The organism is Pseudogemmobacter lacusdianii (assembly GCF_030848395.1).
In the GTDB taxonomy this organism is placed as follows: domain Bacteria; phylum Pseudomonadota; class Alphaproteobacteria; order Rhodobacterales; family Rhodobacteraceae; genus Pseudogemmobacter; species Pseudogemmobacter lacusdianii.
Window position 1 is genome coordinate 182,719 of the sequence record NZ_JAVDBT010000006.1, and the last position, 24,549, is coordinate 207,267.

The window sequence follows — 24,549 nt, forward strand, 5'->3', positions numbered from 1 at the left end:
GGCAGAGGTGTCGTGCTAAATTGTAGGTATCCTTGGATGGAGAGACTGGCATGCGCCTGCCTGGCCCTGCGATACTTGCAAGCTTTTTCTATGCATTTTCAACGCTTGGCGCTTTGGCCTGTGCGCGGCCCAACGATGCCGCCCAGATCGTGACCGAAGTGATGCAATGGGTGAATGCTGAGCGATCTGCGCGTGGCTTGTCATCGTTGAGGTCTTCAGCGCAGCTGGCCTCGGCCGCGCAGGCGCATGCCTGCGATATGGCCCGGCGCGGGTATTTTGACCATGAAGGCAAAGGGGGCCCTAGCTTTTCACGCCGGGTGAAGGCCTCGGGCTACCGGGTCGGCACGGCGGTGGAAAATATCGCCAGCAGCACCCAGCACAACGCGCAGGTTCCCCAAAGGCTTTGGCGCAACTCGCCGGGGCATTGGGAGAATGTGCTGGACCCAAGGTTGCGCGATATGGGCGTGGCCGTGGCCCTTTCGGGCAACAAGCTGCTTTTCGTCTATGTCGGCGGCGCGAATTAGGCGGTTTCGGGCGCTTGGCTGCGGATCTTGGCGGCCAGAAGCGCCACAAGATCCGAGCGGGTGACGATGCCGACAAGCTGGCCTTGGTCAACGATCGGCAGACTTTGCTGGCGGGTGTCGAGAAGCAGCGGCAGGATCTCGGCCAGCTGCGCCTCGGGCGGTTGAGTAACAGCGGGCTGGGCAAGGGCCGTGGCCGGTTGATCGGGGTCAGCCTCGATCAGGTCGCGGTCATGGATGAGGCCCGCGAAACCGCCCTTGGCATCGCGCAGCGGCAGGGTGTTAAAGCCGTGATGGCGGAAGGCTTGGGCCAACTCATGCGCGGTGGCCTCGGGCGGCAAGGCCACAACGTCGCGCGACATGATATCGGCGGCGGTGAGACCGCCCAAATGGCGAGCGGTCGCCTCGGCCTCGGCCACTTCCAAAGCGCGACCAAGGTCCTCGGGACCAAGGTTGGGCGAAAGGCGCAAGCGGGTGAGGATGGTTTGCAGATCCTCGGGCCGCAGGCCAAGGCGACGGTCGGCGGTAGGATCAGCGGTGAGGTTGGGGCTTTGCACCGGGGGCTGGCGGAAGGGATAGGTGCGGCCCGAAAGCCGGTGCCAGAGGTAGCCACAGAGCACCAAGAGCGCCGCACCATCACCAACCGGAGAGAGCGCGTAGAGCAGCGAGGGCGGTGCGGCGGGGTCGGCGCTGAGCACGATCACCAAGGCGACAGCGCCGCCGGGCGGGTGCATCGAGCGACTGGCATGCATGGCAAGGATCGCGAGCGCCACGGCAAGCCCAGCGATGGCGAGCGGCGGCAGGCTGGCGGGGAGCAACCAGAGCGCTGCAAGGGCGGCCATGGCCGAGACCACGCTGCCAATCACCACCGACCAAGGCTGGGCGAGGGGCGAGTTCGGCACCACGCAAATCAGAAAGGCGGTGGCGCCAAAGGGGGCGATGAGCCCTGCGGCAGGCGCTCCGGGCAAATGGCCAAGGAGGAGGCCGGTGATGAGAAGGATCAGCGCGGCCCCCAAAGCGGCGCGGGCCGAATCGCCCGTTGCCGGGCGCGGCATCGCCGGGCCAAGGGCGCGCAGGACGGTCTTCATGGCGCGGGGGCTTTCGGCCAGATGCCGCGGTCAAGCATCACCCAGCCTTCGCCCGGCGGCGCGGGGGGCGGCGGCGCACCGGGCTCGGACACCCAAAGCTGGATATGGTCGGGCTTTTCGGGCGCGTCGCCTGCGGCCATGATCCGCCAATCAAGGTTGAAACCTTCATCCAGCAAGCCCTCGGCGTAGAAGGCGATTTCTTCGGCCTCAAGCTCTTCGGCGGGGTCATGGGGCCAGCCACTGGCCTCCCAAAACACCAGACCTTCGATCAGGGGGGAGCGGGCAGCGAGCCGGGCCAGAGGGGCGAGGAAAGTCTGCGCGGGCGAAGGGGTGGCGGCCATAGGGGCGTCCTTTGGAATTGGTCAGGCGCGGCGGCGGTGGGCGATGCGCAAAAGGGAGCGCTCCATCAGCGCCATGCCGGGGGCGCGTGAGGAGGAGCGCAGGGTGAGGTCGGCGTCGAGCAGGTCGGTGATCGCGGCCTCAAGCACCGGGAGCGCCCAGCCGCGGGCTTGGGCCTGCATCTGGTCGCGGCGCGGGCCGAAGACGCGGGCGCGCATCAGGCCGGATTGAAGGCCGCCGGGGTCGGTCATCGCGATATGCAGGCTGCGGAAATGCCGCAAGGCGCCGATGCAGATGGTGACGGGCAAGAGCCCCTGCCCTTCCAGCCGACGCATCAGCAGGCCAAGGTCGCGCGAGCGGCCCTCGGCGGCGGCGCGGATCAGCTCATCCACTTCGGCATCAATGGTGGCGGGCGCCATAGCGGCGACCTCGGCCGGGGTCAGCTCCCCCTCATCGCCATGTTTATAAAGGGCGATTTTCTCAAGCGTCTGGCGGAAATCGCCGGGATCAAGCGCGCGGGCCAGCGTGGTCAGGTCAGCCATCGCATCTTGCGAGATGCGGCGCAGACCGGCTTTGGCAAGTTCGGCTTCGATCTCATCGCGGCTGGGCGGTTCGTCATAAAGCCCGATGCAGATGGCATTGGGGGCTTTTTCAAACAGGCCCTTGAGGCTGTTTTTCGCGGTCAAAGAGCCGGCGGTGACGATGATATTGGCGTCCCCCGGCTGCCAATCGCGCAAGGCAAGGCCGATGACTTCGGTCAGGCCTTCGGTCGCGTCTTCGACAAAGGCGACGCGGGGGCCGGGGAAGAAGCCGATCTCTTTGATCGCATCGAGCAGAAGCGAGGCGTCTTTGCGCAAATCCGAGGCGGCGATGCGCGAGAGGCGCATTTCGCCCTCGCCCTGCGGGCCGATCAAAGCGGCGATCGCTTCTTGCCGCTTCAGGGCGACCCGCATCGGATCGGCGCTGAAGATCAAGAGACCCGCGCGGTTGGGATCGGGTTTGGCGCAATAGCGCGCCGCTTCGGCGCCCTTCAGGATCACGGCAGTTTGGCCGCCTCGGCGATCAGCCGGGCGACGATCTGATCGGCCAAAAGCCGCATCAGCCGGTAGGCGGCACTCTCCTCGGCGGCGAGGCCCGCCACGGTCGAGCCGGTGGCGGCGTAAGAGGTGAAGCTTTGCACCTGCCCGCCGGTGATCCGCGCGCCGGTTTGGGCATCGGTCAGGGTGTAATCGATCACGCCGGTGAGGTTGTAGCGGGTGATCCGTTGGTCGGTGGTGAGACCCACTCCGACCGAATCGGTGCGGATCGTATAGGCAAGATCGTAAAGACGCTCTTCGGTCCGACCGAGGCGCTCTTCGATTCGCTCAACGAAATCAAAGCCGTTCTTGTCGGAAGGATCGGCGACGCGCACCGATCCCATCAGCCGGGTTGCGGCCCCACCGGGCGCATAGGCCGGGGTGAAACCGCAAGCTGCCAGCCCCGCAAGCGGGACCAGCGCGAGAAAGCTGCGACGGCTATACGACGACATTGATGATGCGCCCCGGAACGACGATGATCTTCTTAACCGCAGTGCCGGCCAAGAATTTGGTCACATCTTCATTCGCCAGCGCCAGCTTTTCAACCTCGGCCGCAGGCATATCCTTGGGCACGCTGATTTCCGCCCGACGCTTGCCATTGATCTGGATCGGCAAGGTCACGGTGTCATCGATCAAGAGCGCCGGGTCAGCCTTCGGCCAAGCGGCCAGAGCGCAGAGGCCAGCGCCGCCCTGCATCGCCCAGATTTCTTCGGCGAGGTGGGGGGTCATCGGCTGCATCAGCTGCGCAAGGGTGCGGATCGCCTCTTTGATCACCGGGGTCGAAGCATCGGCGCGGCTGATCGCATTGGCAAAGCCGTAAAGTGCCGCAATCGCCTTGTTGAAGGCAAAGCTTTCGATGCTGCGGGTGACCTCATCCACGGCTTTCGCGGTGGTGCGGGCAAGGTCTTTATCGCCGCCGCCTTGGTGATCGGCGGGCATATCGGCGATGCGGGCCGAGAGGCCCCAGACGCGGGAGAGGTGCTTGAACGCGCCCTCGGCCCCCGAGGCGGTCCATTCCACATCCCGCTCGGGCGGGCTGTCGGACAGGACGAACCAACGCGCGGTATCGGCACCGAATTGCGCGATGATGTTCATCGGGTCGACGACGTTTTTCTTAGATTTCGACATTTTGGCCGAGGGGATGACCTCGACCGCAGTGCCGTCTTTCAGCGTCGCACCATTCTCGCCACGGATGATATCTTCGGGCAGGTGATAGACCGGGCGGCCGCGCTCGTCGCGGGTGAGATAGATCTCATGGGTGACCATGCCTTGGGTGAAGAGCGCGTTGAAGGGCTCGGTCGCTTTGGCAGGCAGGTGGCCGGTCTTGTGCATCGCGCGGGCGAAGAAGCGCGAATAGAGGAGGTGGAGAATCGCATGCTCGATCCCGCCGATATATTGGTCAACGTTCATCCAATATTCAGCATCTTCCGCCACGGTCGGGGTGGAAGCGCGGGGCGCGGTGAAGCGGGCGTAATACCAAGACGAATCGACGAAAGTGTCCATCGTGTCGGTTTCGCGCTTGGCCGCGGCGCCGCATTTCGGGCAGGCGGTGTCGCGCCAAGTGGCGTGACGGTCCAAGGGGTTGCCGGGTTTGTCGAAGGCCACGTCATAGGGCAGCTCGACCGGTAGGTTTTCTTTCTTCTCCGGCACCACACCGCAAGCGGCGCAATGCACCACCGGAATCGGGCAGCCCCAATAGCGCTGGCGCGAGATGCCCCAGTCGCGCAGACGGAATTTGGTCACGCCGGTGCCAAAGCCCTTGGCTTCAGCAAAAGCGATGGCGGCGGCGATGGCGTCATCGCCGGTTTGGATCTCTTCGCCCGCAAAGCCACGGATGTATTGGACTTTTTCGGTCTTGGCGGGGACGAAAGGCTCGGCCAGCGGGGCTTCGTCCGCGCCTTGCGCGGTGAAGACCTGCGGGATGGAAAGCCCGTATTTGGTGGCAAATTCAAAGTCGCGCTGATCATGCGCCGGGCAGCCAAAGATCGCACCGGTGCCGTAATCCATCAGCACGAAATTCGCGATATAGACCGGGAGTTCGATCGAGGCGTCGAGCGGGTGGCGCACTTTGATGCCGGTATCGACACCGATCTTCTCGGCGGTCTCGATCTCTTCGGCGGTGGTGCCGCCCTTGCGGCATTCCTCAAGGAAAGCGGCGACATGCGGCAGATGCGCCAAGGCCTTGGCCAAGGGGTGATCGGCGGCAATGGCAGCAAAGCTTGCGCCCATCAACGTATCGGGGCGGGTGGTATAAACCTCAATCTTCTCAAGACCTTCCGGCGCACCAACCGTGTCAAAGCTGAACTGCAGCCCGCGCGAGCGGCCGATCCAATTGGCCTGCATCAGCCGCACTTTTTCCGGCCAGTTTTCCAGCCCGTCCAAGGCGTTCAAGAGGTCATCGGAATAATCCGAGATCTTGAAGAACCATTGTGTCAGCTCTTTACGCTCCACCGCCGCGCCCGAGCGCCAGCCCTTGCCGTCGATCACCTGCTCATTGGCAAGCACGGTCATATCGACCGGGTCCCAATTCACCACGGCGGCTTTGCGGTAGACGAGACCAGCGTCCATCATGTCGATGAACATGGCCTGCTGTTGGCCGTAATATTCCGGATCGCAGGTCGCAAGCTCGCGGCTCCAGTCGATCGACAGGCCAAGCGGCTTCATCTGCTGCTTCATCACGGCGATATTGCCGTAGGTCCAATCTTTGGGGTGGCCGCCCTGCTCCATCGCGGCGTTTTCGGCCGGCATGCCAAAAGCGTCCCAGCCCATCGGGTGCAGCACCGAGAACCCCTGACCGGATTTGGTGCGCGCGACCACATCGCCCATCGTGTAGTTGCGCACATGGCCCATATGGATGCGCCCCGAAGGATAGGGGAACATCTCAAGCACATAATATTTCGGCTTGGCGGGATCGCGGCGGGCGGCAAAGGCTTCGGCCTTGTCCCACTCGCCTTGCCATTTGGGTTCGATCACCGAAGGGTCATAGCGCGACATCGACAGGCCTCATGCAGATTTCAGCCGCGGAATTACACCGTGGCGGGGCGGAAGGTCCAGCCCTGAGCGTGAATTGGGGTGAAGGTGGCAAAAGGGGCCGTGGCCCCTTTTGGTCAAAGTTTAGAGTCGCGGATGCGCAGCTGGCGGGCGCGGGTGAGGATCGCATCCTCGACAGCGCGCTGCGTCTCGACCGAGACAGTGCCGCCGCCGCGACGCTGCAGCGAGACTTTCAGGCTGCGGGCATCCAGCGCCGGGTCTTGCACATAGATCGTGGCGCGGTAGGCGGTACCGCCACCGGGGGGCGTGCCGTAACCGGTGGAAATCACGCCGGTGAACGGGTCCACCGATTCGACGGGCAGGAAGTTCAAAACTTCAAGGCTGGCCTGCCAAAGATATTTGTTCACCTCAACCGTGGTGTTGGGGTCTTGGGAGTTAGAGAAGAGATCCCAGATCGTGCTGCGACGGGTATCTTCGCCATTGGCGCGGGCAATCGCGGCGCGCTTTTCATCGGCCGCTTGGCGGCTGCTGAACTCCGAGGCGGTGACCACACCGTCACGCGCGCCACAGCTGGCAAGGACCAAGGTCGCGCCCATAGCTAGAGAGACACTGACAAAGTTCGACCTGACAAGGCGCGACAAGGACATGCGGCTCTCCGAAAGACATCTGAGCGCTGTCTAGCCCGTCCAAAGCAGGCGAACAAGGGTTTTCCCCGCTACGGGCAGCGGCTTGCCATTTAGAGTCTCATAAAACCGAAGACTGCGGGCGCGCGCAGGCGCTTTAAAGGCACCCCTATAGGTAAAGTCACGCATTGCGCACGCAGGCCCATCAGGCGCAGGTGACGCCGGGCAAACCTGACGCACAACCGCAGCCACAAAGCGCCGAACGGCACAAATGCGTTCAGAGCGCTACGGTTGCCGGTCCAAGGCTGGGCAACCGGCAGTGTGACAAACCTGCACCATCACGCCCCGTATCGCCCAAGCTTTCGGCAGTCTTCGTTGCAATCGTAGCAGCTTGGGTCGAAATACGCTGCATACCCAATTCGGATTCCCCTGAGTTGGGCATCCTTGAATCCACGAGGGAAAAACGATGAAAAAGATTCTCCTTGCTACCACCATGCTGGCCGGCACCGCTGGCTTCGCAGCTGCTGAAGTTGCTGTTTCGGGCTACGCCGAAATTGGTATCTGGTCGAACGCAGCTGGCGACGTTGCTTTCTGGCAAGACGTTGAAGTGAAGTTCACCGGTTCGGGCACCACCGATGGTGGCCTCGAGTTCGGCGCTGTGATCGACCTGGACGAGACCGACGTTGACGTCAACGACGACAATGGCACCTCGGTTTGGGTTTCGGGCGCATTCGGCAAGCTGACCATGGGTGACACCGATGGCGCTATCGACTGGGCTTTGGCCGACATGGACGGCGGCATGACCTCGATCGCCGACGACCACTCGACCCATAACGCTTGGTTCGGCGGCAATGCCTTCGACGGCCAAGGCGACAACCAAGTCGTTCGTTACGAAAACACCTTCGGCGATGTTGCTTTCGCTCTCTCGGCTGAGCAAGAAAACAACGGCGTTTCGGGCTCCGAAACCATCCTCGGCGTTGCTGTGAAGTACACCGCGAACATGGGCGGCACCGACGTTGCTCTGGGTCTGGGCTACCAAGACGCGGGCGACCTGGGTTCGGCAATCGGTGTGTCGGCTTCGGCAGCTTTGGCTGGCGGCTTCGGCGGTAAGATCGCTTACATCGACTACAAAGACACCGGCGTCTTCGCTCCGGCTGTCCCGCCGGCTGCCGCAACCGGCCCCGAGTTCATCAATGGCGGCTCGCTCGCAGGCTCCATCGAATCGCACCTCGGCCTGGAAGTTTCCTACAAATCCGGCCCGATCGGCGTTGCTGTGAACTACGGCGAAGCTGACTTCGGCGCAGCTGGCAACGTTGACTCGTGGGGCGCTGTTGCGAACTACGACCTCGGCGGCGGCGCTGTGGCAATGTTCGGCTACGGCTCGGACGTTGGCGGCACCTCGGACGACCAGTGGTCGCTGGGTTTGGGTCTGTCGTTCTAATCAGAACGATCGATCTCTCGATCAGGGAAGGGCGAGCCATTGGCTCGCCCTTTTCCTTTGGCGGCGGGATTTGCCCGGGCTGGCGCCGCCGAATATCAAGGGCTCGCTTTCCTTCGCGCGGCGGTCCCGCTAGGGTGCGACGACTTCGATGAAGGACAAGATGCAGATGCCCAAGGCCCCGAACTCGGCCCCTCTTCCCCATCCGACGCATGCGCCCTCGGCGCGGGACGTCAAGGAAAGCTACGCCCGCGGCATGGCCGCCCTGCAGGCCGGCAAACTGGCCGAGGCGTTGGAGATCTTCGGGGCGATCCATGAGGCCAATCCGCGGATTGCCGAGGTGGAGTTCCAAATTGGGCGGCTCTTCACCGCGCAAGACCGCACCGCGCGGGCTTTGCCGCATGCGGCAGCGGCGGCGACTTTGGCGCCCGATCAACCGGTGGTTTGGCTGAGCTTTGCCGAAGCGGTGGCGCTGGACGGTGGGGCTGAGCCCCGCAAGGAATTTCTGCGTTTGGTGAATGGCTCACGCCTGAGCGTGGCGCAAAAGGCCGCTTTGGCGGACCGTTTTGGCGCAGGTTCCAAAGGCACGCTGCCCGCCGGGGGCGCTGCGGTCAAACAGACTCTGAGCCGGATCACCGCGCTTTTCAACGGCGGCCATTTTGCCGAAGCCGAAGCGGATGCCGCACGGCTGATCGCGGCGCAGCCCGATTGCGCAATGGCGCATAGCCTGCGCGGCTCGGCCCTTGCAGCTTTGGGAAAACCGACCGAGGCCCGAAAATCTTGGTATTCGGCCGTGGCCCGCGCGCCAGATCTGGTGCAGGCCTTGGGGGCTTTGGGGCTTGCGGCGCTGCGCGATGGCACTCCGGCGCAGGCTGTGCGGTGGCTGGACCGCGCCTTGCCTTTGGCGCCGGACCGTGTGGAGGTGCAGCGCGCGCGCGGTAACGCGTTGACGGCACTGCGCCAATACGAACCGGCTTATGAGGCTTTTGTCGATGTGGCCAAGCTGACCAAGCGCAAGCAGGCGCTGCCCTTGATGATGCTGGCACAAGCCGCTGCACATCTGGGCCGCGATGAGGAGGCAGAGGCCGCCTATCGCGAGGCCTTGGCCCTGGAGCCTGCGAATGCGCAACTTCTTGTTGCTTATGGGCTTTTCTTGCAGGGCTTGGGGCGTTTTGCCGAGGCTGAGGTGCAAATTCTAGCCGCGATCACGGCCGCACCTGAGATTGGTGAGAGCTATCGCCTCTATTACGCCTCGCACAAAGCCACGCCCGGTGAGCCGATGCTGGCCGAGATGGAGCGTCGCTTTGCCGATCCAGCAACTTCCGAGGCGGATCGGCGGGCCTTTGGCTTCGCAATCGCCAAAGCGCTGGAGGATATCAAGGACTACGGCCGGGTCTTTGACCACCTAGATCCCGCCAATGCTTTGATGCGCAAAGCAAAACCCTATGACATCACCGAGCGTGAGCGCCAAGTGGACGCGCTGATGCAGGCGCTGGACGGCATGGATTGGAGCCAAAAGATCGAAGGCGCCTCGGATGCCGCGCCGATCTTTGTGACCGGCATGCCGCGCTCGGGCACCACCTTGATCGAGCAGATCATTGCTTCGCATTCGCGGGTAACGGGGGGCGGGGAGCTGGCGGATAACACCGTCTCGGCGATGCGGTTGATGCCGGTTGCGGGCGGCAAGATCCGCCCTGCCTCGCTGATTCCAGCGACGGATTTTGTCAGCTTGGGGCAGGATTACGCGGCGATGATGCAGGCGCGCTTCCCCGAGACGCCGCAAATCACCGACAAATCGATTCAAACCTATCTGACCATGGGTTTGATGAAATTGGCGATGCCGAATGCCAAGTTCATCGTGGTGCGCCGCGATCCGCGCGACACGCTTTTGTCGATTTATAAGAACGTCTTCCCGGAAGGCACCCATCTTTACGGCTACGACCAAGTTGACCTTGCGCGCCATTATGCGACCTTCGTGCGGATGATCGATTTCTGGCGCGAACGGGTGCCGGGCTGGTTCCATGAGGTGCAATATGAGGCCTTGGTGGACGACCCCGAGGTGCAAAGCCGGGCGCTGATCGCGGCTTGCGGCTTGGATTGGGAGGAGGCTTGCCTGAACTTCCACGCCAATAAGCGTAAAGTGGAAACGCTGAGTGTGTTCCAAGTGCGCCAGCCGATCTCTAAGGGGTCCGTGAAGGCTTGGGAGCGTTATGGCGACCGGCTGGCGCCGATGATTGACCGGCTGCGGGCCGATGGGATGATCGAGGATTAAGCCTATGTCTTTGCAGGATATTCTGGCACGGGTGCGCGCGGCGGAAGTGGCGGCAGGGCGCGAGGTAGGCTCGGTGGAGCTGATTGCGGTATCCAAACTGCAACCCTCGGCGCGGGTTGAGGCGGTGCTGGAGGCAGGCCACCGGCTGTTCGGTGAGAATTATGTGCAGGAATCCTTGGGCAAATGGCCCGGCTGGCGCGAGCGTTTTGCCGGGGTGAAGGTTCATATGATTGGGCCTTTGCAGACCAATAAGGCCAAGCAAGCCGTTGAAACCTTTGACGCTATTCACAGCGTTGATCGGCCATCTTTGGCGGAGAAGCTGGCGCGGATGGCCGAGCAGCGGGGCGTCTCGCCCGAGGTTTTCGTGCAGGTGAACACCGGGGCCGAGCCGCAAAAGGCAGGGGTTTTGCCCGAGCAGACCGATGAGTTTGTCAGCGCGTGTCGGATGATGGGCCTGCCCGTTGCGGGGCTGATGTGCATCCCGCCGGATGGCGAGGACTCCGCCCCGCATTTCGCCATGTTGCGCGATATGGCCCAGCGGAACGGGCTTTCGGGCCTGTCGATGGGGATGAGCAGCGATTTTGAGGCCGCGATTGCGCATGGCGCGACGCATATCCGCGTCGGCTCGGCGATCTTTGGTGATCGCGCGGTGAAGGCTTAAGCCAAATCGCGGCGCGCTTTTCTTGCGCCGCGTCCGGCGAGGGTTTCGGGCACGATCAACCTTGTGCCCGGGACAATCCTTTGTGCCACCCACAAAAGATGCGAGCGTGAAAGCGCGATGCAGCCTGCAGTCGGCACGCGGGCGGCGCGCCATTCGTGGATGAAGATCGCCGAGCCGCGTCCCGGATGGGCCAGCGGCCAGTTCCAATCGGTGACCAGCACCAGATCATAAAGCGGATCGGGACGGCGCAACGCCTCATGCGAGTAGCCATGCGGGGCGGTGACATGTTGATTGTAATCAGGGTCTTCCACGTCATCTGACCACAGATCGCGCGGCCCGATGCGGGTGAGCCAAGCAGGCACCGCCGAGGCGGGCAGCCGATCGGGACGGAAGAAACCACCGACAATCTCATGCAGCCCGGCAGGGGTGCCGCCATCGCCTTCGACCTTATGTGCGACCACACCGCCGCGCCCGATGGAACAGGGCAGAACCCGGCCCGCAAAACGCAGGCCCATAGGGGTGAGGACGAGATCGGCAGGAGTCATCGGGAATTCCAGAGCGGCGTTGGCGCTATTTGGGTGGCAAGCACAGCAGCTTGCAAGGCTTTACATCAAATGCCCAGATTTCGCAGCTTTGGTCGCAAGATAGGCGGCATTCTCAGCGTTTTTGCCAACTTGCAGCGGCACACGCTCGGTCACGGTCAGGCCGCAGCCTTGCAGCATCGCGACTTTGCGCGGGTTGTTGGTGAGGAGCTTCACTTGCGAGAACCCCAGTTTCGCAAGGATCGCGGCGCCGATGCGGAAGTCGCGCTCATCGTCTTCAAACCCGAGGCGGTGATTGGCCTCGACCGTGTCAAAGCCTTGATCCTGCAAGGAATAAGCGCGCATCTTATTGGCCAGACCAATGCCGCGCCCCTCTTGGTTCAGATAGAGCAGCACGCCTGCGCCCTCGGCCCCCATTTGGGCCAAAGCGGCATGGAGCTGCGGGCCGCAATCGCATTTAAGACTGCCAAGCACATCGCCAGTGAAGCAGGCTGAATGCAGACGCGCGAGCACGGGCTTGGCGCGGTCGGGCTGGCCAACCTCGATCGCGTAATGCTCATCGCCGCCATCTTCGGGGCGGAAGATATGCAGACGCCCTGCCCCAGCGGCAGCCATCGGCAGGCGGGCGGCGACGACCTCGTCCAAGGGTGAGAGGCGGGCAAGCTCTTCAGAGATTTCATCCAAGCGCAGGAAGGTCAGGTCATGCTGGGCGGCAAAAGCCAAGGGATCGGCGATTTGCACCAGAAGCGCTGCGGGCAAAAGCCGCGCTGATTTGGCCAGCAGAAGGGCGGCGCGGTGCAGATCGGCCGAGCCTTCCCGCATGGCACGGAGCGGGCCTTTCAGCGGCACACGCAGATCATCGACCGGATCGGCGAGAGCGGTGAGCCAGTCCAGAGCCGCCGTCTCGGGCAGAGCGAGGCGCAAAAGATCGCCGTCATAGGCGGCCATTTTTAGCGTCGCGGCGCGGCGGGCGGTGAGCGCCAACTCGGGCGCACCAAAGCCGCGCAAGGCGGTGAGCCGGTCGCTGTCCAGCGCCTCGACCGCGACGGCCAGCGCCGCCGCGCCGCCACCGGCAAGCACAACAGGCACGCCCATGCGCAGATCGCCCCGCGCGCGGGTCAGACGTTCGATGCTGGTAGGACCAAGTGTCATGCCGCCATGTTTAGGCCTAAGGGCCGCAAACCGAAAGGCTTTGCGCAGGAAATTCCTGTCGCAAAGCCGGGCTTAACAACGACATGGACACAGTTTCAGGTGACAATTTTGAAACATACCCCCGTCCTACGACACGAGGGCGTGAGAAACTTGTCGCAATACTTGCCGGAACCGCGAGGGCCTCGCATGTCTTATCCAAGACCGAAAAAGGAGACCAAAATGGCCCAACTTCGCAAGATCCTGCTTGTGGACGACGATGATGACCTGCGTGAGGCTTTGTCCGAACAGCTGGTGATGACGGAAGATTTCGATGTCTTCGAGGCCAGCTCGGGCGCCGATGGCATGGAGAAGGCCAAGGCGGCGATCTATGATCTGGTGATCTTGGATGTGGGTCTGCCCGATACGGATGGGCGCGAGCTGTGCCGCCGGATGCGCAAACAGGGGGTGAAATGCCCGATCCTGATGCTGACCGGGCATGATTCGGATGCCGATACGATTCTGGGGCTGGATGCTGGCGCCAATGATTATGTGACCAAGCCGTTCAAATTCCCGGTGCTTCTGGCCCGCATTCGCGCGCAATTGCGCACGCATGAACAGTCGGAAGACGCGATCTTCCAACTGGGGCCTTACACGTTCAAGCCCGCGCAAAAGCTGTTGATCGATGAGAAGGACAAGAAGGTCCGGCTCACCGAGAAAGAGACCAACATCTTGAAATTCCTGTATCGCGCGCAGTCGAGCGTGGTGCCGCGCGATGTGCTGTTGCATGAGGTTTGGGGCTATAATGCCGGGGTCACCACCCACACCCTTGAGACGCATATCTACCGTCTGCGGCAAAAGATTGAGCCCGATCCCTCGAATGCGCGGCTTTTGGTGACCGAGAGCGGCGGCTATCGGCTGGTGGCGTGATCTCCGCATTTTCGCCTGAATTGGCGGATATAAGGTTCAGGAGAAATTAACCTTTACGCCTTAGACCTTAGCTTTGATGCGTCCCCTTGTTCTGTCGGGGTTATGACAGGACATCCTCCCTGTTGGACTGGCCGGGCCTTCGTGCCCGGCCTTTTTTTGGCTCAGAATGAGCTTGCGGCGGGGATAGTGACCTCAAAACCATCCTTTCGAGATAAATGCGCTGGTTTGGTGATTGGCGCGGACGGATCGCGGCGCGCCTGTGTTAGCCTTAACAGACCTCCCTGTTGGACCTTAGCCCGGCTTGGTCCGGGCTGCTTTTTGTCCGGTTGCAGCCATCCGCTGCCCCCCCTATCTTCGCGCCCGAAGACAAGGCTCTCCGATCAGGCTCTGCTGTCTTCGTGACCGAAGACAAAGGATGCTCAGATGGCCTTCACCCTTGCGACTTGGAACATCAATTCGGTCCGACTGCGTGAGGGATTGGTGGCGAAGCTGATGGCTGACGAAGGCCCGGATGTGCTGTGCTTGCAGGAGTGCAAAAGCCCGGTTGAGAAGATCCCGGTCGAGCAATTCCAAGCGCTTGGCTACCGCTGGATGGTGGCGCGGGGGCAGAAAGGCTACAACGGCGTGGCGATCCTGTCGAAACTGCCCTTGGAGGATGCCGGGGATCGCGACTATGCCAAGATGGGCCATGCGCGGCATGTGGCGGCGCGGCTGGAAAATGGCGTGGTAATCCACAATTGCTATGTGCCGGCGGGCGGCGACATTCCGGACCGCGAGGTGAATGTGAAATTCGGCCAGAAGCTGGATTTCCTGACCGATATGCGGGATGCGTTTTTGGCCGATAACCCGCAAAAATCCATTCTGGTGGGCGATTTGAACATCGCCCCGCGCGAGGATGATGTTTGGAACCACAAGGCGCTGTTGAAGATCGTCAGCCACACCCCGATTGAGGTGGCGCATCTGGCCGAGGCGCAAGAGGCGGGCAAATGGGTCGATGTGACCCGGCAGGATATCCCCGAGGGGCGGCTTTACAGCTGGTGGAGCTATCGTTCGCCCGATTGGGATGCGGCGGATAAGGGGCGGCGGCTCGATCATATCTGGGCCACGCCGGATATCTCGAACGCGGCGCATGGCAGCCGGATCTTGCGGCCGGTGCGGGGCTGGGAGCAGCCTTCCGACCATGTGCCGGTCTTCGCGACCTTTGATCTTTAAGAGAAAAACGATGAGCGGGTGGCTGGGCCACCCCTTTTGCTTTGCGGCTTAGCTGCCCGCTTGCAACGCCTTTAGCAGGGCCTGCGCCTCGGGGCTGTCCCATTCAGCATCGCCGATCAGCCGCCCAACCTCACGCCCCTCGGGGTCGAGGATCAGCGTCACCGGCAAGGCCGCGACGCCAAGCTGGCGGGCCAACGTGCTTTTAGGATCGCGCAGCACGGTGAGGTTTTCGATGGCGGCTTCCTCCCAGAAGCGGGTGACCGCCTCGGTCGGGTTGCGGCCCGTGGCGACCGGCAGCACGGCAATCTCGGGCATCGCGGCTTGCAGGCGGTCAAGCGCGGGCATCTCATGGCGGCAGGGCGCGCACCAAGTGGCCCAGAAGTTCAGCACCACCCATTTGCCTTGATAATCGCCCAAGCTGGCGGGGGCGTCCTCCATCGTCAGCAGCTCAACCTGCGGCAAAGCCTCGGCGCCGGGATCGGCCAAAGTCAGCTTGGACATCTCGCCGGTCAAAAGGCCTGTGACATCCTGCGCTGCCGCCGGGTTTGCACAGAGCCAAAGGCCCGTATAAAGAACCGCAAGCATAGTCCGCATCATCCGCACCTTCCCGAAGGCCAATTCCATGACCGCTTCTGACAAGACCAAAGCCGCCAACCAGATGTGGGGCGGGCGTTTCGCCGAAGGCCCGGACGCGATCATGCAGGCGATTAACGCCTCGATCGGGTTCGACAAGCGGCTCTACGCGCAGGACATTGCCGGCTCGCGGGCCCATGCCGCCATGTTGGCCGCCACAGGCATCCTGAGTGATAAAGATGCGGCCGCGATCGGGGAAGGCCTGCTCACGGTCTTGTCAGAGATTGAAACCGGCGCGTTTCAGTTCAAGGTCGAGCTGGAGGATATCCACCTGAACGTGGAATCGCGGCTGACCGAGATCGTGGGTGAGCCGGGCAAGCGGCTGCACACGGCGCGCTCGCGCAATGACCAAGTGGCTTTGGACTTCCGGCTTTGGGTGCGCGATCAATCTGATGCGGCGATTGAGGGGCTGTCGGGCCTGATGCGCGCCTTTGTGGCGCAGGCCGAAGCCGGGGCCGATTGGGTGATGCCGGGCTTCACCCATTTGCAAACCGCGCAGCCGGTGACTTGGGGCCATCACATGATGGCCTATGTCGAGATGTTCGCCCGCGACCGCTCGCGCTTTGAAGATGCGCGGCGGCGGATGAATGAATGCCCCTTGGGCGCTGCGGCTTTGGCGGGCACGGGTTTCCCGATTGACCGGCATATGACGGCCTCGGCGCTGGCGTTTGATCGCCCGACGGCCAACAGCCTTGATTCCGTCTCGGACCGCGATTTCGCGTTGGAGTTCCTTGCGGCGGCCTCGATCTGCGCGATGCACCTGAGCCGCTTTGCCGAAGAGCTGGTGATCTGGTCCTCGGCCCAGTTCCGTTTCGTGCGGCTGTCGGACAAATGGACGACGGGCTCGTCGATCATGCCGCAGAAGAAGAACCCCGATGCGGCCGAGCTACTGCGCGCCAAGCTGGGCCGGATCCTTGGCGCGACCGTGGCGCTTTTCACCGTGATGAAGGGTCTGCCGCTGACCTATTCCAAGGATATGCAGGAAGACAAAGAGCAGGTCTTTGATGCCGCCGACAGCCTGATGCTGGGTCTGGCGGCGATGACCGGCATGGTCGGCGATATGAACGCCAACCGCGAAGTGCTGAAGACCGCCGCTGCGAGTGGCTTCTCGACCGCCACCGATCTGGCCGATTGGCTGGTGCGCCGCCTTGATCTGCCGTTCCGTGAGGCGCATCACGTCACCGGCACTTTGGTGGCGATGGCGGAAAAGAAGGGCTGCGATCTGCCCGATCTGTCGCTGGCCGAGATGAACGAGGTGCATGCCGGCATCACAGACGAGATCTATTCGGTGCTGGGGGTCGAGAATTCGATCCGCTCGCGGATGTCCTATGGCGGCACCGCGCCGGATCAGGTCCGCGCGCAGGTGGCGCGTTGGAGCGAAGCGCTGAAATGACAAACGGGCGGGCAGGCCCCCTGCCCGCTTGACGCCCCCTCAAGGCTGCCTTCTGGACCATAAGGATCTTTCGAATGCGTGCGCTTTTGTTGTTGAGCCTTCTGACCCTTGCAGCTTGCGGCGCCGATGGCCCGCCGCGCGCTCCGGGCCAAGATGCCCCCCCGGCCAATGGCTTTTCCGGCCAGCTGACCATCGGCACTGTAGGGCGCTGATATTTTGAAAAGCGGCGAGGCGGAGGCTTTAAAGCCTCCGTCCCGATTTCAGGGCAGAAATCGGCGCTTTGCTCTATCCAAACGCGCGTCTATATCGGCGAGATATGTTTTCGGCGAAGGGTGCTGCGATGGATCATTTCCTTTATCAGGACGGCGCTCTGCACGCCGAGGGCGTGGCAATCGCCGATATCGCGGCGAAGGTCGGCACACCCTTCTACGTCTATTCAAGCGCCACGCTGACCCGGCATTTCCAGCTTTTCACCGAGGCCCTGTCGCCGCTGCAGCATCTGGTGTGCTTTGCGATCAAATCGCTTTCGAACGTGGCTGTGCTGAAGGTTCTGGGCGATCTGGGCGCGGGCATGGATGTGGTCTCAATCGGGGAATATCTGCGCGCCAAGGCGGCGGGCGTTCCGGGTGAGCGCATCGTTTTCTCCGGCGTTGGCAAGACGCGTGATGAAATTCGGGCGGCGTTGGAGGGCGGCATCCGCCAGTTCAACGTTGAGTCCGAGCCTGAGATGCGGGCGATCTCGGAAGTGGCCACGGCGCTTGGAGTGGTTGCCCCGATTGCGATCCGGGTGAACCCGGATGTCGATGCCAAGACCCATGAGAAGATCGCCACCGGAAAGTCTGAAAATAAGTTCGGCATCCCGATCGCCAAAGCGCGTGCGGCCTATGCCGAAGCGGCGGCGCTGCCGGGGCTGAAGATCGTCGGCGTCGATGTGCATATCGGCAGCCAGCTGACCGAACTTGCGCCCTTTGAGGCGGCGTTCCTGAAGGTGCGCGAGCTGACCTTGCAGCTGCGCGAGGATGGCCACAGCATTGAACGCCTCGATCTGGGCGGCGGTTTGGGCATTCCCTACACCCGCTCAAACGAAGCGCCGCCTTTGCCGACCGATTACGGTGCGATGATCAAGCGGGTTTTGGGCGATCTGGGCGCCGAGATTGAGATTGAGCCGGGTCGGCTGATCTCGGGCAATTCGGGGCTTTTGGTCTCGGGCGTGATCTATGTGAAGAACGGCGAGGGCCGGGATTTCCTGATCGTCGATGCGGCGATGAATGACCTCGTGCGGCCGTCGATGTATGGCGCGCATCACGACATTATCCCGGTGGTGGAGCCGGTTCCGGGTGGCCCGACGCAATCTTTCGACATCGTCGGCCCGGTTTGCGAGACCGGCGATACCTTTGCCAAATCCCGCGAGCTGCCGCTTTTGGCCGAGGGCGATCTGGTCGCCTTCCGCTCGGCCGGGGCCTATGGCGCGGTGATGGCGTCCGAGTATAACTCGCGCCCGCTGATCCCCGAGGTGCTGGTGCAGGGGGATCAATTCGCCGTCATTCGCGAGCGGCCGAGCTATGAGGAAATGATTTCCCGCGATAAGATCCCTGAGTGGCTGTAACCGCCGGGGCCGTCTCTTCATGGCCCTGATCCCCCTCCCCTTTGGCAAAGGCGCTGAATGACCGGTAAGACCCCGCCCGATGCCTTGAAGGCGCTGGTTTGGCCGCTGCGGCTGACCAAAGCGGGGCTTTGGGCCGAGCGGATTGTGCGGGCGTTTTGGCCGCTTTGGACGCTGGTGTTGCTGAGTTTCTCGGCCTTGGCCTTTGGCTTGCAGGATCTGGGGCCGCTGTTCTGGGTGCAGATCGCGGCCGGGATTGTGGGCCTTGCGGCTTTGGCCCTTGCCGCTTGGGGCTGGTGGCAGTTCCGCCGCCCGACGGAAGAGGAGGCGGTCGCGCGGCTTGATGCCTCGCTGCCCGGGCGGCCCTTGGCTGCCCTGCGCGACAGCCAAGCGATTGGGGCGGATGATCCGGCCTCTTTGGCGGTCTGGCGCGCGCATTTGCGGCGGATGGCCGAGCGGGCGAAGACGGCAAAGCCGGTGGCGCCGGATTTGCAGCTGTCTTCCCGCGACCCTTACGCTTTGCGCTATGTCGCACTGATCGCGGCGGTGATGGCGGCGATGTTCGGCTCGCTCTGGCAGGTGTCTTCGGTGGTCGGGCTTGCGCCCGGACCGGCGGTGGCGGCGGTGGCCGGACCATCGTGGGAGGGCTGGGCCAAGCCGCCGTCCTACACGGGCAAACCCTCAATCTATCTGGGTGATGTGACGGCGCCCGAGCTTGAGCTGCCGGTGGGCAGCCAGATCCAGATCCGGTTCTACGGCACCGACAGCCCGCTTTCGATTGACCAAAGCATCGCGCAGGTCGCTCCAGAACCGGCTGGCGCTGAGGGTTCTGAGCCGATGGCCGGGGTGACCAAGCTGGTCGTCAGCCAATCGGGAGAGCTGGCGATCGATGGCCCCGGCGGTCGCAGATGGCAGATCATCGCCACACCCGATGCCGCGCCGATGATCGAAGTGATGGGCGAGATGAAGCGTGAGGCGGATGGACGCTTCAAGCAAAGCTTCAAGGCCCGCGATGATTACGGCGTGACGGCGGGGCGGGTGGAGATTTCGCTCGACCTCGATAAGGTCTCGCGCCGCTATGGGCTGAGCGCGGAGCCGGAAGCGATTGCGCCGGTCACCTTGGATCTGCCGATGCCGATGAAGGGCGGGCGCAAAGATTTTACCGAAGTGCTGCTCGACGATCTGTCGAAATCTTTGCTGTCGAACATGCCCGTCAGCATGGTCTTCACCGCGACCGATGCCGCCGGGCAAGAGGGCCATTCCGCGCCTTATGAGGTGGTTCTGCACGGTCGACGCTTCTTTGATCCCGTCGCGGCGGCGGTGATCGAGATGCGGCGCGATCTGCTGTGGTCGCGCAGCAATGCGCCGCGCGTGTCGGATGTCTTGAAGGCGATCTCGCATCGCCCTGAAGATCTGATCCGCTCACAACGCGCGGCTTTGCATCTGCGCGTGGCTTTGCGCGAGCTCGATAAGATCAAAGACGACATGACCAGCGAGCAGCGCGAGGCGATGGCCGAGACGCTGTGGAACATTGCGTTGATGTTTGAAGAGGGTGATCTCGCCTCGGCGATGGAGCGGTTGCAGCGGGCGCAGGACCGGCTGGAGGAAGCCATTCGCAATGGCGCCTCTCCGGAAGAGATTGAGCAGCTGATGAAAGAGCTGCAGCAAGCGATGAAGGATTACACCCGCGAGTTGGGTGAGCAGGCGCAGCGTGACCCTTCGGCGCAAGGTCAGGGCGAATCGCGTGAGATCACTGGCGATCAGCTGCAGCAGATGCTGGATGAGATTGAGCGGCTGATGAAGGAAGGCAAAACCGCCGAGGCGATGGCCCTGATGGAGCAGCTGCGCCAGCTGATGGAGAACCTGCAAGTTCAGCAAGGCCAAGGCGGCGAGGGGGATGGCGACGGCGACGGCCCGATGCGCGAGCTGGGCGATACGCTGAAGGACCAGCAGGGCCTGTCGGATGACGCCTACCGCGACATGCAGCGTGGCCGCTCGGGCCAAGAGCCGGGGCAGGATCCGGGCGAGTTGGCCGAGCGGCAGCGCGAGTTGCGCGACCGTTTGGGCCAGTTGCAAGACCAGGAATTGCCCGGTGATGGCAGCGAGAAGGGCGAAGCGGGCCGCGACGCCTTGGAAGGCGCTGCGCGGTCAATGGAAGAGGCCGAGCGCGCCTTGGAAGAGGGCGATCTTGACAGTGCGCTGGACCATCAGGCCGATGCCTTGGAAGCGATGCGCGAAGGCATGAAGGACTTTGGCGAGGCCTTGGCCGAGGAACGCCGCGAGGGCCAAGAGCCGGGTGGCAGCTCGCAGGCCGAGCGCACCGATCCCAATGGCCGCGACCCCTTGGGACGCGAGCCGGGCGATGGCGCGCGGATCGGCAGCGACCGCAATATGGTGCAAAACACCCCCGACCAGCGCGCCCAAGAGTTGACGGATGAAATCCGCCGCCGCTCGGGCCAAACGGAACGGCCTGCGGAAGAGTTGGATTACCTTAAGCGGTTGCTTGAGCTTTTCTGACCCCAGAGGCACGAGGCAAAAGAAGAAAGCCGCAACAAGATGTTGCGGCTTTCTTCTTTTGCGGTCAGCCGCTTAGCTGGCGGTGCTGGTCAGAGACGCTGTGGCGGCGTTCATCTGCTGGTTCAGCCAGATCCGCAAACCATCGACGAAGCTCACATAGCTGTCGAGATGGGGCTGAATCTGCGGCAGTTGCGCGCCAAGTTGCGGTGCCAGAACATAGGCGGCAGAGGCCAGCAGCAAGATGAGGATCGCGAAAAGGAACCCAACCCGGAAGCTGCGGCTGCCGCTGGTAAGGTCGGGCAAAGCCTCGACCTCGGCGTCGAGCGCGGCGGCATCGCCGGGTTGCAGGGTTGAGTTGATCTCTTCAACATCGGGCAAAAGATCGCGCCGGGCCGGGGGACGCGGCGGCTCGGGCGGCGCAGCATCGGGGTCACGGCCCTCAAGCATGGCAAGACGGCGCTGCACCGGAGTGAGGCCAGCGCCGGCGGCATCGATCGCCAATTCGGGCTGCACCTGCATTTGGCCCTCGGCCTCGGCCTTGCGACCGGCGCGCTGCGCCTCAATCCGGCGGGCTTCGGCCTCGCGCTCGGCCTCTTCGCGCAAAAGCGCGCGCAGGTCTTCGTCAAGCTCAGGCCGCGGCATAAGGGGCGCGCCGGGCGCGGGCGGGGGGGCGGAATCCTGCAGCACCGCACCAATGGCCGCTTGCAAAGCAGCGTCATCCTGCGCTGGCGGTTCGGCATCTGTCACTTCGAACTCGGCCGAGGGCGCGTTCAGCGCGGCTTGCAACTCGGCCTCGGCATCCGCTTGGGCCAAAGCTTCGGCGACGGGCCGCCCCTGTCCGGCCGCGTGCAAGGGCGGCGGGGTGAAGTCATCGAGAGCGGGCGTGCGCCCGACGGCTGCGGGGTCTTCGCTTAACTCATCGTCAAAGCTGTCGGCCTCTGCCCAAGCATCGTCCACAGCCGCAGGCTCTGGCGTTGCGAAGGGGTCCTGCTGCGCTTGGAACCAAGCATGGCCGCAAGCCGAGCATTGGACATCGCGCCCTCCCTCGGGGATTGCGCCATCCGGAACTTCGTATTTTGCATCGCAATTCGGGCAGACCAGCCGCATCCAACACTCCCCAAACTGGGCTTCGCCGCACCAATTCAACTTTGTTGTAGCAACGATATCGTTCCTCTCCAAGAGTTTGTGCCTCGGTCTTGTCTAATGCTAAAGCCTCGTGCGATTGAAAGCACAGCTGACGCGCGCCATCATGGCCCGCAGATCGCTTAAAATTGGGTGCAGTCACAGTGATCGCCTTTGAGAATGTGGCCTATAATTACGGCGGCGGAGAGCTTCTGAGCGAGGTCAGCTTGCGGCTGGCGCCGGGCTCGTTTCACTTTCTGACCGGGCCTTCCGGGGCGGGCAAAACCACCTTTCTAAAGCTGGCTTATGCCGATTTGCTGCCCACCTCGGGCCATGTCACTTTGTTTGACCGCGAAGTGCGCAGCCTAAGCCGTGATGAGATTGCCCATACCCGTCGGCGGATTGGCGTGGTGCATCAAGATGTGCAGTTTCTCGACCACATGCCTTTGGCGGCCAATGTGCAGCTGCCGCTGACGGTGGCGGGCAAGGGCGGCGATCTGGCGGATCTGAAGGATTTGCTGACTTGGGTCGGGCTTGGCCATCTGGCCGATGCGGTGCCGCCCTCGCTTTCGGGCGGTGAGCGGCAGCGCGCGGCTTTGGCGCGGGCGATCATCATGGACCCCGATGTCATCATCGCGGACGAGCCCACGGGCAACGTCGATTGGGAGATGAGCTTGCGGCTGTTGACGCTGCTGGTCGAGCTCAATCGGATGGGCAAGACCATTGTGGTTGCTACCCATGATCTGAACTTGATCCGGCAAGCCAAGGCGCAGGTGCCCGCACGGGTGCTGCGGATTGCGCGGCGGCGGATTCAGCTGGCGGGGGCAGATCTATGAGATGGCCCGCCGCCTTGCTGCGCCTTCTGGATATGGGCAAACAGGCCGAGCGTGTGGTGCCGCCCACGGGCCATACCGCTTGGCTGACCAGCTTTACCGCGGGTGCGATGACCTTCCTTTGCGTCTTTGCCTTGGCTCTGTCCTTGGCCTCGGGGCGGCTGGCGGATCGCTGGTCGGATGCTTTGGCGCGGACGGCGACAATTCGGCTGTCGGCGCCGCCCGATCAGATGCAGTTGCAAACCGATGCGATCTTGCTTCTGCTCTCCACCACCCCCGGCATCGAAAGCGCCAAGGCCCTGAGCGATGACGAGGCGCGGGCTTTGCTTGAGCCGTGGTTCGGCCCTGATCTGCCGATCGAGGCGCTGCCGATCCCGCGGCTGATTGAGATCATCGAGGCAGATCCCGGCTATGACGGCGCGGGCCTGCGTCAGCGGCTCGCGGCCGAGGCGCCGGGTGCGGTGCTGGACGATCACACCCGCTGGCGCCGCCCCTTGGCCGAGGCGGCGGGGCGGTTGCGCCTGTTGGGCTGGCTGGCGATTGGGCTGATTGGCTTCACCATGGCAGCGATGATTACGCTGGCCGCCAATGCCTCGCTTGCGGCCAATGCGCAGGTGGTGCGGGTGCTGCGGCTGATTGGGGCGCGTGACAGCTATATCGCCCGCGCCTTCGTGCGTCGCTTCACCTTGCGCGCGCTTTCGGGCTCGGTCGTGGGCGCCATCTGCGGTGCGATTGGTGTGGCGCTTCTGCCCAGTGCCGATGCCGCGGGTGGCTTTTTGACCGGGCTTGGCTTTACCGGAGCGGGCTGGCTTTGGCCCTTGGTGCTGCCGCCGCTGGCCGCCGTGGTGGCCTTTGCCGCCACCCGCCGGGCGGCGTTTCAGAAATTGCGAGAACTGCCATGATTGTCCTTCGCTGGGTCTTGTCGCTGATCTTTATCATCCAGATGTATCTGGCGATGGCGGTGATCGCGGTGCTTTTTGCACCTTGGGCTTTGTTCTCACGCCGGGGGGCTTTGGCTGCCTGCAAAACCTATTGCCGCTGGGTGATCTTTACCCTGCGCTGGCTTTGCGGCACCCGCTGTGAAGTGCGTGGCACGCCGCCGACGGGTGAGGTTTTGGTGGCCGCAAAGCACCAAAGCTTCCTTGATATCATCATGATCTTCAACGCCGTCCCCTCGGGCAAGTTCATCATGAAGCGCGAGTTGATGTATGCGCCCTTCCTTGGCCAATATGCGATGCGGCTTGGCTGTGTGCCGGTGGATCGCGGCAAGCGCGGCAATGCGGTCACCAAGATGAAGGCCGATGTCGCCAAGGGGGCAGCGCATCCGGGCCAGCTTATCATCTACCCGCAAGGCACCCGCGTCGCGCCGGGGGTCGAGATGCCCTATAAGGTGGGCACAGGCCTTCTTTACACGCAGCTGGAGCAGCCTTGTGTGCCGGTGGCAACCAATGTCGGTCTCTTCTGGCCGCGCCGGGGCATCCTGCGCAAGCCGGGCCTTGCCGTGGTCGAGTTCCTGCCCGAGATCCCGCCCGGCCTGCCGGTGAAAGAGTTCATGCGCCAGCTTGAAAGCGTGGTGGAAACCCATTCCGATAAGCTGCAAGCTGAGGCAGGCTTTCACGGCTAAAGG

General features: G+C 63.1%; 23 protein-coding genes. 13 read left to right on the forward strand and 10 right to left on the reverse strand.

Annotation, left to right across the window (positions count from 1 at the left end):
- Window positions 1-50 precede the first annotated feature (50 nt).
- Window positions 51-524 (forward strand): CAP domain-containing protein, encoded by a 474-nt coding sequence (locus Q9295_RS08150; RefSeq protein WP_306680040.1) that lies wholly within the window; start codon window positions 51-53, stop codon window positions 522-524.
- On the opposite strand, the gene Q9295_RS08155 is transcribed toward Q9295_RS08150, so the two are convergent.
- The 6 genes from Q9295_RS08155 to Q9295_RS08180 form a co-directional block, all read right to left on the reverse strand.
- Entirely contained in the window at window positions 521-1,609 is a 1,089-nt protein-coding gene (locus Q9295_RS08155; RefSeq protein ID WP_306680041.1) for an HPP family protein, read from the reverse strand. The two genes, Q9295_RS08150 and Q9295_RS08155, sit on opposite strands and share 4 nt — an antisense overlap.
- Complete coding sequence (locus Q9295_RS08160) at window positions 1,606-1,950, reverse strand: hypothetical protein (RefSeq protein ID WP_306680042.1); 345 nt, start codon at window positions 1,948-1,950, stop codon at window positions 1,606-1,608. The genes Q9295_RS08155 and Q9295_RS08160 overlap by 4 nt, the downstream gene beginning before the upstream one ends.
- Window positions 1,951-1,971: 21 nt before the next feature.
- On the reverse strand, window positions 1,972-2,988 hold the full coding sequence (gene holA, locus Q9295_RS08165) for a DNA polymerase III subunit delta (RefSeq protein WP_306680043.1): 1,017 nt from the start codon (window positions 2,986-2,988) through the stop codon (window positions 1,972-1,974).
- A complete protein-coding gene (gene lptE, locus Q9295_RS08170) occupies window positions 2,985-3,476 on the reverse strand; it encodes an LPS assembly lipoprotein LptE (RefSeq protein ID WP_306680044.1) in 492 nt (163 codons plus the stop codon). Before lptE ends, holA begins: the two co-directional genes overlap by 4 nt.
- Window positions 3,463-6,018, reverse strand: a complete 2,556-nt coding sequence (gene leuS / locus Q9295_RS08175) for a leucine--tRNA ligase (RefSeq protein WP_306680045.1) — start codon at window positions 6,016-6,018, stop codon at window positions 3,463-3,465. The genes lptE and leuS overlap by 14 nt, the downstream gene beginning before the upstream one ends.
- A 113-nt stretch (window positions 6,019-6,131) precedes the next feature.
- Window positions 6,132-6,662 (reverse strand): DUF3576 domain-containing protein, encoded by a 531-nt coding sequence (locus tag Q9295_RS08180; RefSeq protein ID WP_306680046.1) that lies wholly within the window; start codon window positions 6,660-6,662, stop codon window positions 6,132-6,134.
- Window positions 6,663-7,104: 442 nt separating this feature from the next.
- Between Q9295_RS08180 and Q9295_RS08185 the strand changes: the two genes are divergently transcribed.
- The 3 genes from Q9295_RS08185 (at window position 7,105) to Q9295_RS08195 (ending at window position 11,009) form a co-directional block, all read left to right on the forward strand.
- Window positions 7,105-8,079, forward strand: a complete 975-nt coding sequence (locus Q9295_RS08185; RefSeq protein WP_306680047.1) for a porin — start codon at window positions 7,105-7,107, stop codon at window positions 8,077-8,079.
- Between the two features lie 166 nt (window positions 8,080-8,245).
- The gene (locus tag Q9295_RS08190; RefSeq protein ID WP_306680048.1) at window positions 8,246-10,348 is read left to right on the forward strand and encodes a sulfotransferase; all 2,103 of its coding nucleotides are present in this window, start codon (window positions 8,246-8,248) and stop codon (window positions 10,346-10,348) included.
- Between the two features lie 4 nt (window positions 10,349-10,352).
- On the forward strand, window positions 10,353-11,009 hold the full coding sequence (locus tag Q9295_RS08195; RefSeq protein ID WP_306680049.1) for a YggS family pyridoxal phosphate-dependent enzyme: 657 nt from the start codon (window positions 10,353-10,355) through the stop codon (window positions 11,007-11,009).
- Here Q9295_RS08195 and Q9295_RS08200 read toward each other — a convergent pair.
- Complete coding sequence (locus tag Q9295_RS08200; RefSeq protein ID WP_306680050.1) at window positions 11,006-11,554, reverse strand: L,D-transpeptidase family protein; 549 nt, start codon at window positions 11,552-11,554, stop codon at window positions 11,006-11,008. The two genes, Q9295_RS08195 and Q9295_RS08200, sit on opposite strands and share 4 nt — an antisense overlap.
- A 60-nt stretch (window positions 11,555-11,614) precedes the next feature.
- Complete coding sequence (ribA, locus tag Q9295_RS08205; RefSeq protein ID WP_306680051.1) at window positions 11,615-12,703, reverse strand: GTP cyclohydrolase II; 1,089 nt, start codon at window positions 12,701-12,703, stop codon at window positions 11,615-11,617.
- 219 nt (window positions 12,704-12,922) lie between these two features.
- Between ribA and Q9295_RS08210 the strand changes: the two genes are divergently transcribed.
- Complete coding sequence (locus tag Q9295_RS08210) at window positions 12,923-13,609, forward strand: response regulator transcription factor (RefSeq protein ID WP_306680052.1); 687 nt, start codon at window positions 12,923-12,925, stop codon at window positions 13,607-13,609.
- A 423-nt stretch (window positions 13,610-14,032) separates the two neighbouring features.
- Window positions 14,033-14,821 carry an exodeoxyribonuclease III gene (locus Q9295_RS08215; RefSeq protein ID WP_306680053.1) on the forward strand — a complete coding sequence of 263 codons (789 nt, stop codon included), beginning with the start codon at window positions 14,033-14,035 and terminating at the stop codon, window positions 14,819-14,821.
- A gap of 48 nt (window positions 14,822-14,869) precedes the next feature.
- Here Q9295_RS08215 and Q9295_RS08220 read toward each other — a convergent pair whose 3' ends face one another.
- Window positions 14,870-15,418 (reverse strand): TlpA family protein disulfide reductase, encoded by a 549-nt coding sequence (locus tag Q9295_RS08220; protein ID WP_306680054.1) that lies wholly within the window; start codon window positions 15,416-15,418, stop codon window positions 14,870-14,872.
- Between the two features lie 25 nt (window positions 15,419-15,443).
- Between Q9295_RS08220 and argH the strand changes: the two genes are divergently transcribed.
- The 4 genes from argH (at window position 15,444) to Q9295_RS08240 (ending at window position 20,967) form a co-directional block, all read left to right on the forward strand.
- Window positions 15,444-16,847 carry an argininosuccinate lyase gene (gene argH / locus Q9295_RS08225; RefSeq protein WP_306680055.1) on the forward strand — a complete coding sequence of 468 codons (1,404 nt, stop codon included), beginning with the start codon at window positions 15,444-15,446 and terminating at the stop codon, window positions 16,845-16,847.
- A gap of 74 nt (window positions 16,848-16,921) precedes the next feature.
- The gene (locus Q9295_RS08230) at window positions 16,922-17,059 is read left to right on the forward strand and encodes a hypothetical protein (RefSeq protein WP_306680056.1); all 138 of its coding nucleotides are present in this window, start codon (window positions 16,922-16,924) and stop codon (window positions 17,057-17,059) included.
- 128 nt (window positions 17,060-17,187) lie between these two features.
- Window positions 17,188-18,453: a diaminopimelate decarboxylase gene (gene lysA, locus Q9295_RS08235; protein WP_306680057.1), complete on the forward strand. Its 1,266-nt coding sequence runs from the start codon at window positions 17,188-17,190 to the stop codon at window positions 18,451-18,453.
- 57 nt (window positions 18,454-18,510) lie between these two features.
- Complete coding sequence (locus Q9295_RS08240) at window positions 18,511-20,967, forward strand: DUF4175 domain-containing protein (protein ID WP_306680058.1); 2,457 nt, start codon at window positions 18,511-18,513, stop codon at window positions 20,965-20,967.
- A gap of 72 nt (window positions 20,968-21,039) precedes the next feature.
- On the opposite strand, the gene Q9295_RS08245 is transcribed toward Q9295_RS08240, so the two are convergent.
- Window positions 21,040-22,074, reverse strand: a complete 1,035-nt coding sequence (locus Q9295_RS08245) for a zinc-ribbon domain-containing protein (protein WP_306680059.1) — start codon at window positions 22,072-22,074, stop codon at window positions 21,040-21,042.
- Between the two features lie 179 nt (window positions 22,075-22,253).
- Here Q9295_RS08245 and Q9295_RS08250 point away from each other — a divergent pair, with 179 nt between their 5' ends.
- From Q9295_RS08250 to Q9295_RS08260, 3 genes are read left to right on the forward strand one after another with little or no spacing between them, the layout of a single operon-like run.
- A complete protein-coding gene (locus tag Q9295_RS08250) occupies window positions 22,254-22,925 on the forward strand; it encodes a cell division ATP-binding protein FtsE (protein WP_306680095.1) in 672 nt (223 codons plus the stop codon).
- Window positions 22,922-23,824 carry a cell division protein FtsX gene (locus tag Q9295_RS08255; RefSeq protein ID WP_306680060.1) on the forward strand — a complete coding sequence of 301 codons (903 nt, stop codon included), beginning with the start codon at window positions 22,922-22,924 and terminating at the stop codon, window positions 23,822-23,824. The genes Q9295_RS08250 and Q9295_RS08255 overlap by 4 nt, the downstream gene beginning before the upstream one ends.
- Window positions 23,821-24,546, forward strand: coding sequence for a lysophospholipid acyltransferase family protein (locus Q9295_RS08260; protein ID WP_306680061.1), 726 nt, complete (start codon window positions 23,821-23,823; stop codon window positions 24,544-24,546). Before Q9295_RS08255 ends, Q9295_RS08260 begins: the two co-directional genes overlap by 4 nt.
- Window positions 24,547-24,549 lie beyond the last annotated feature (3 nt).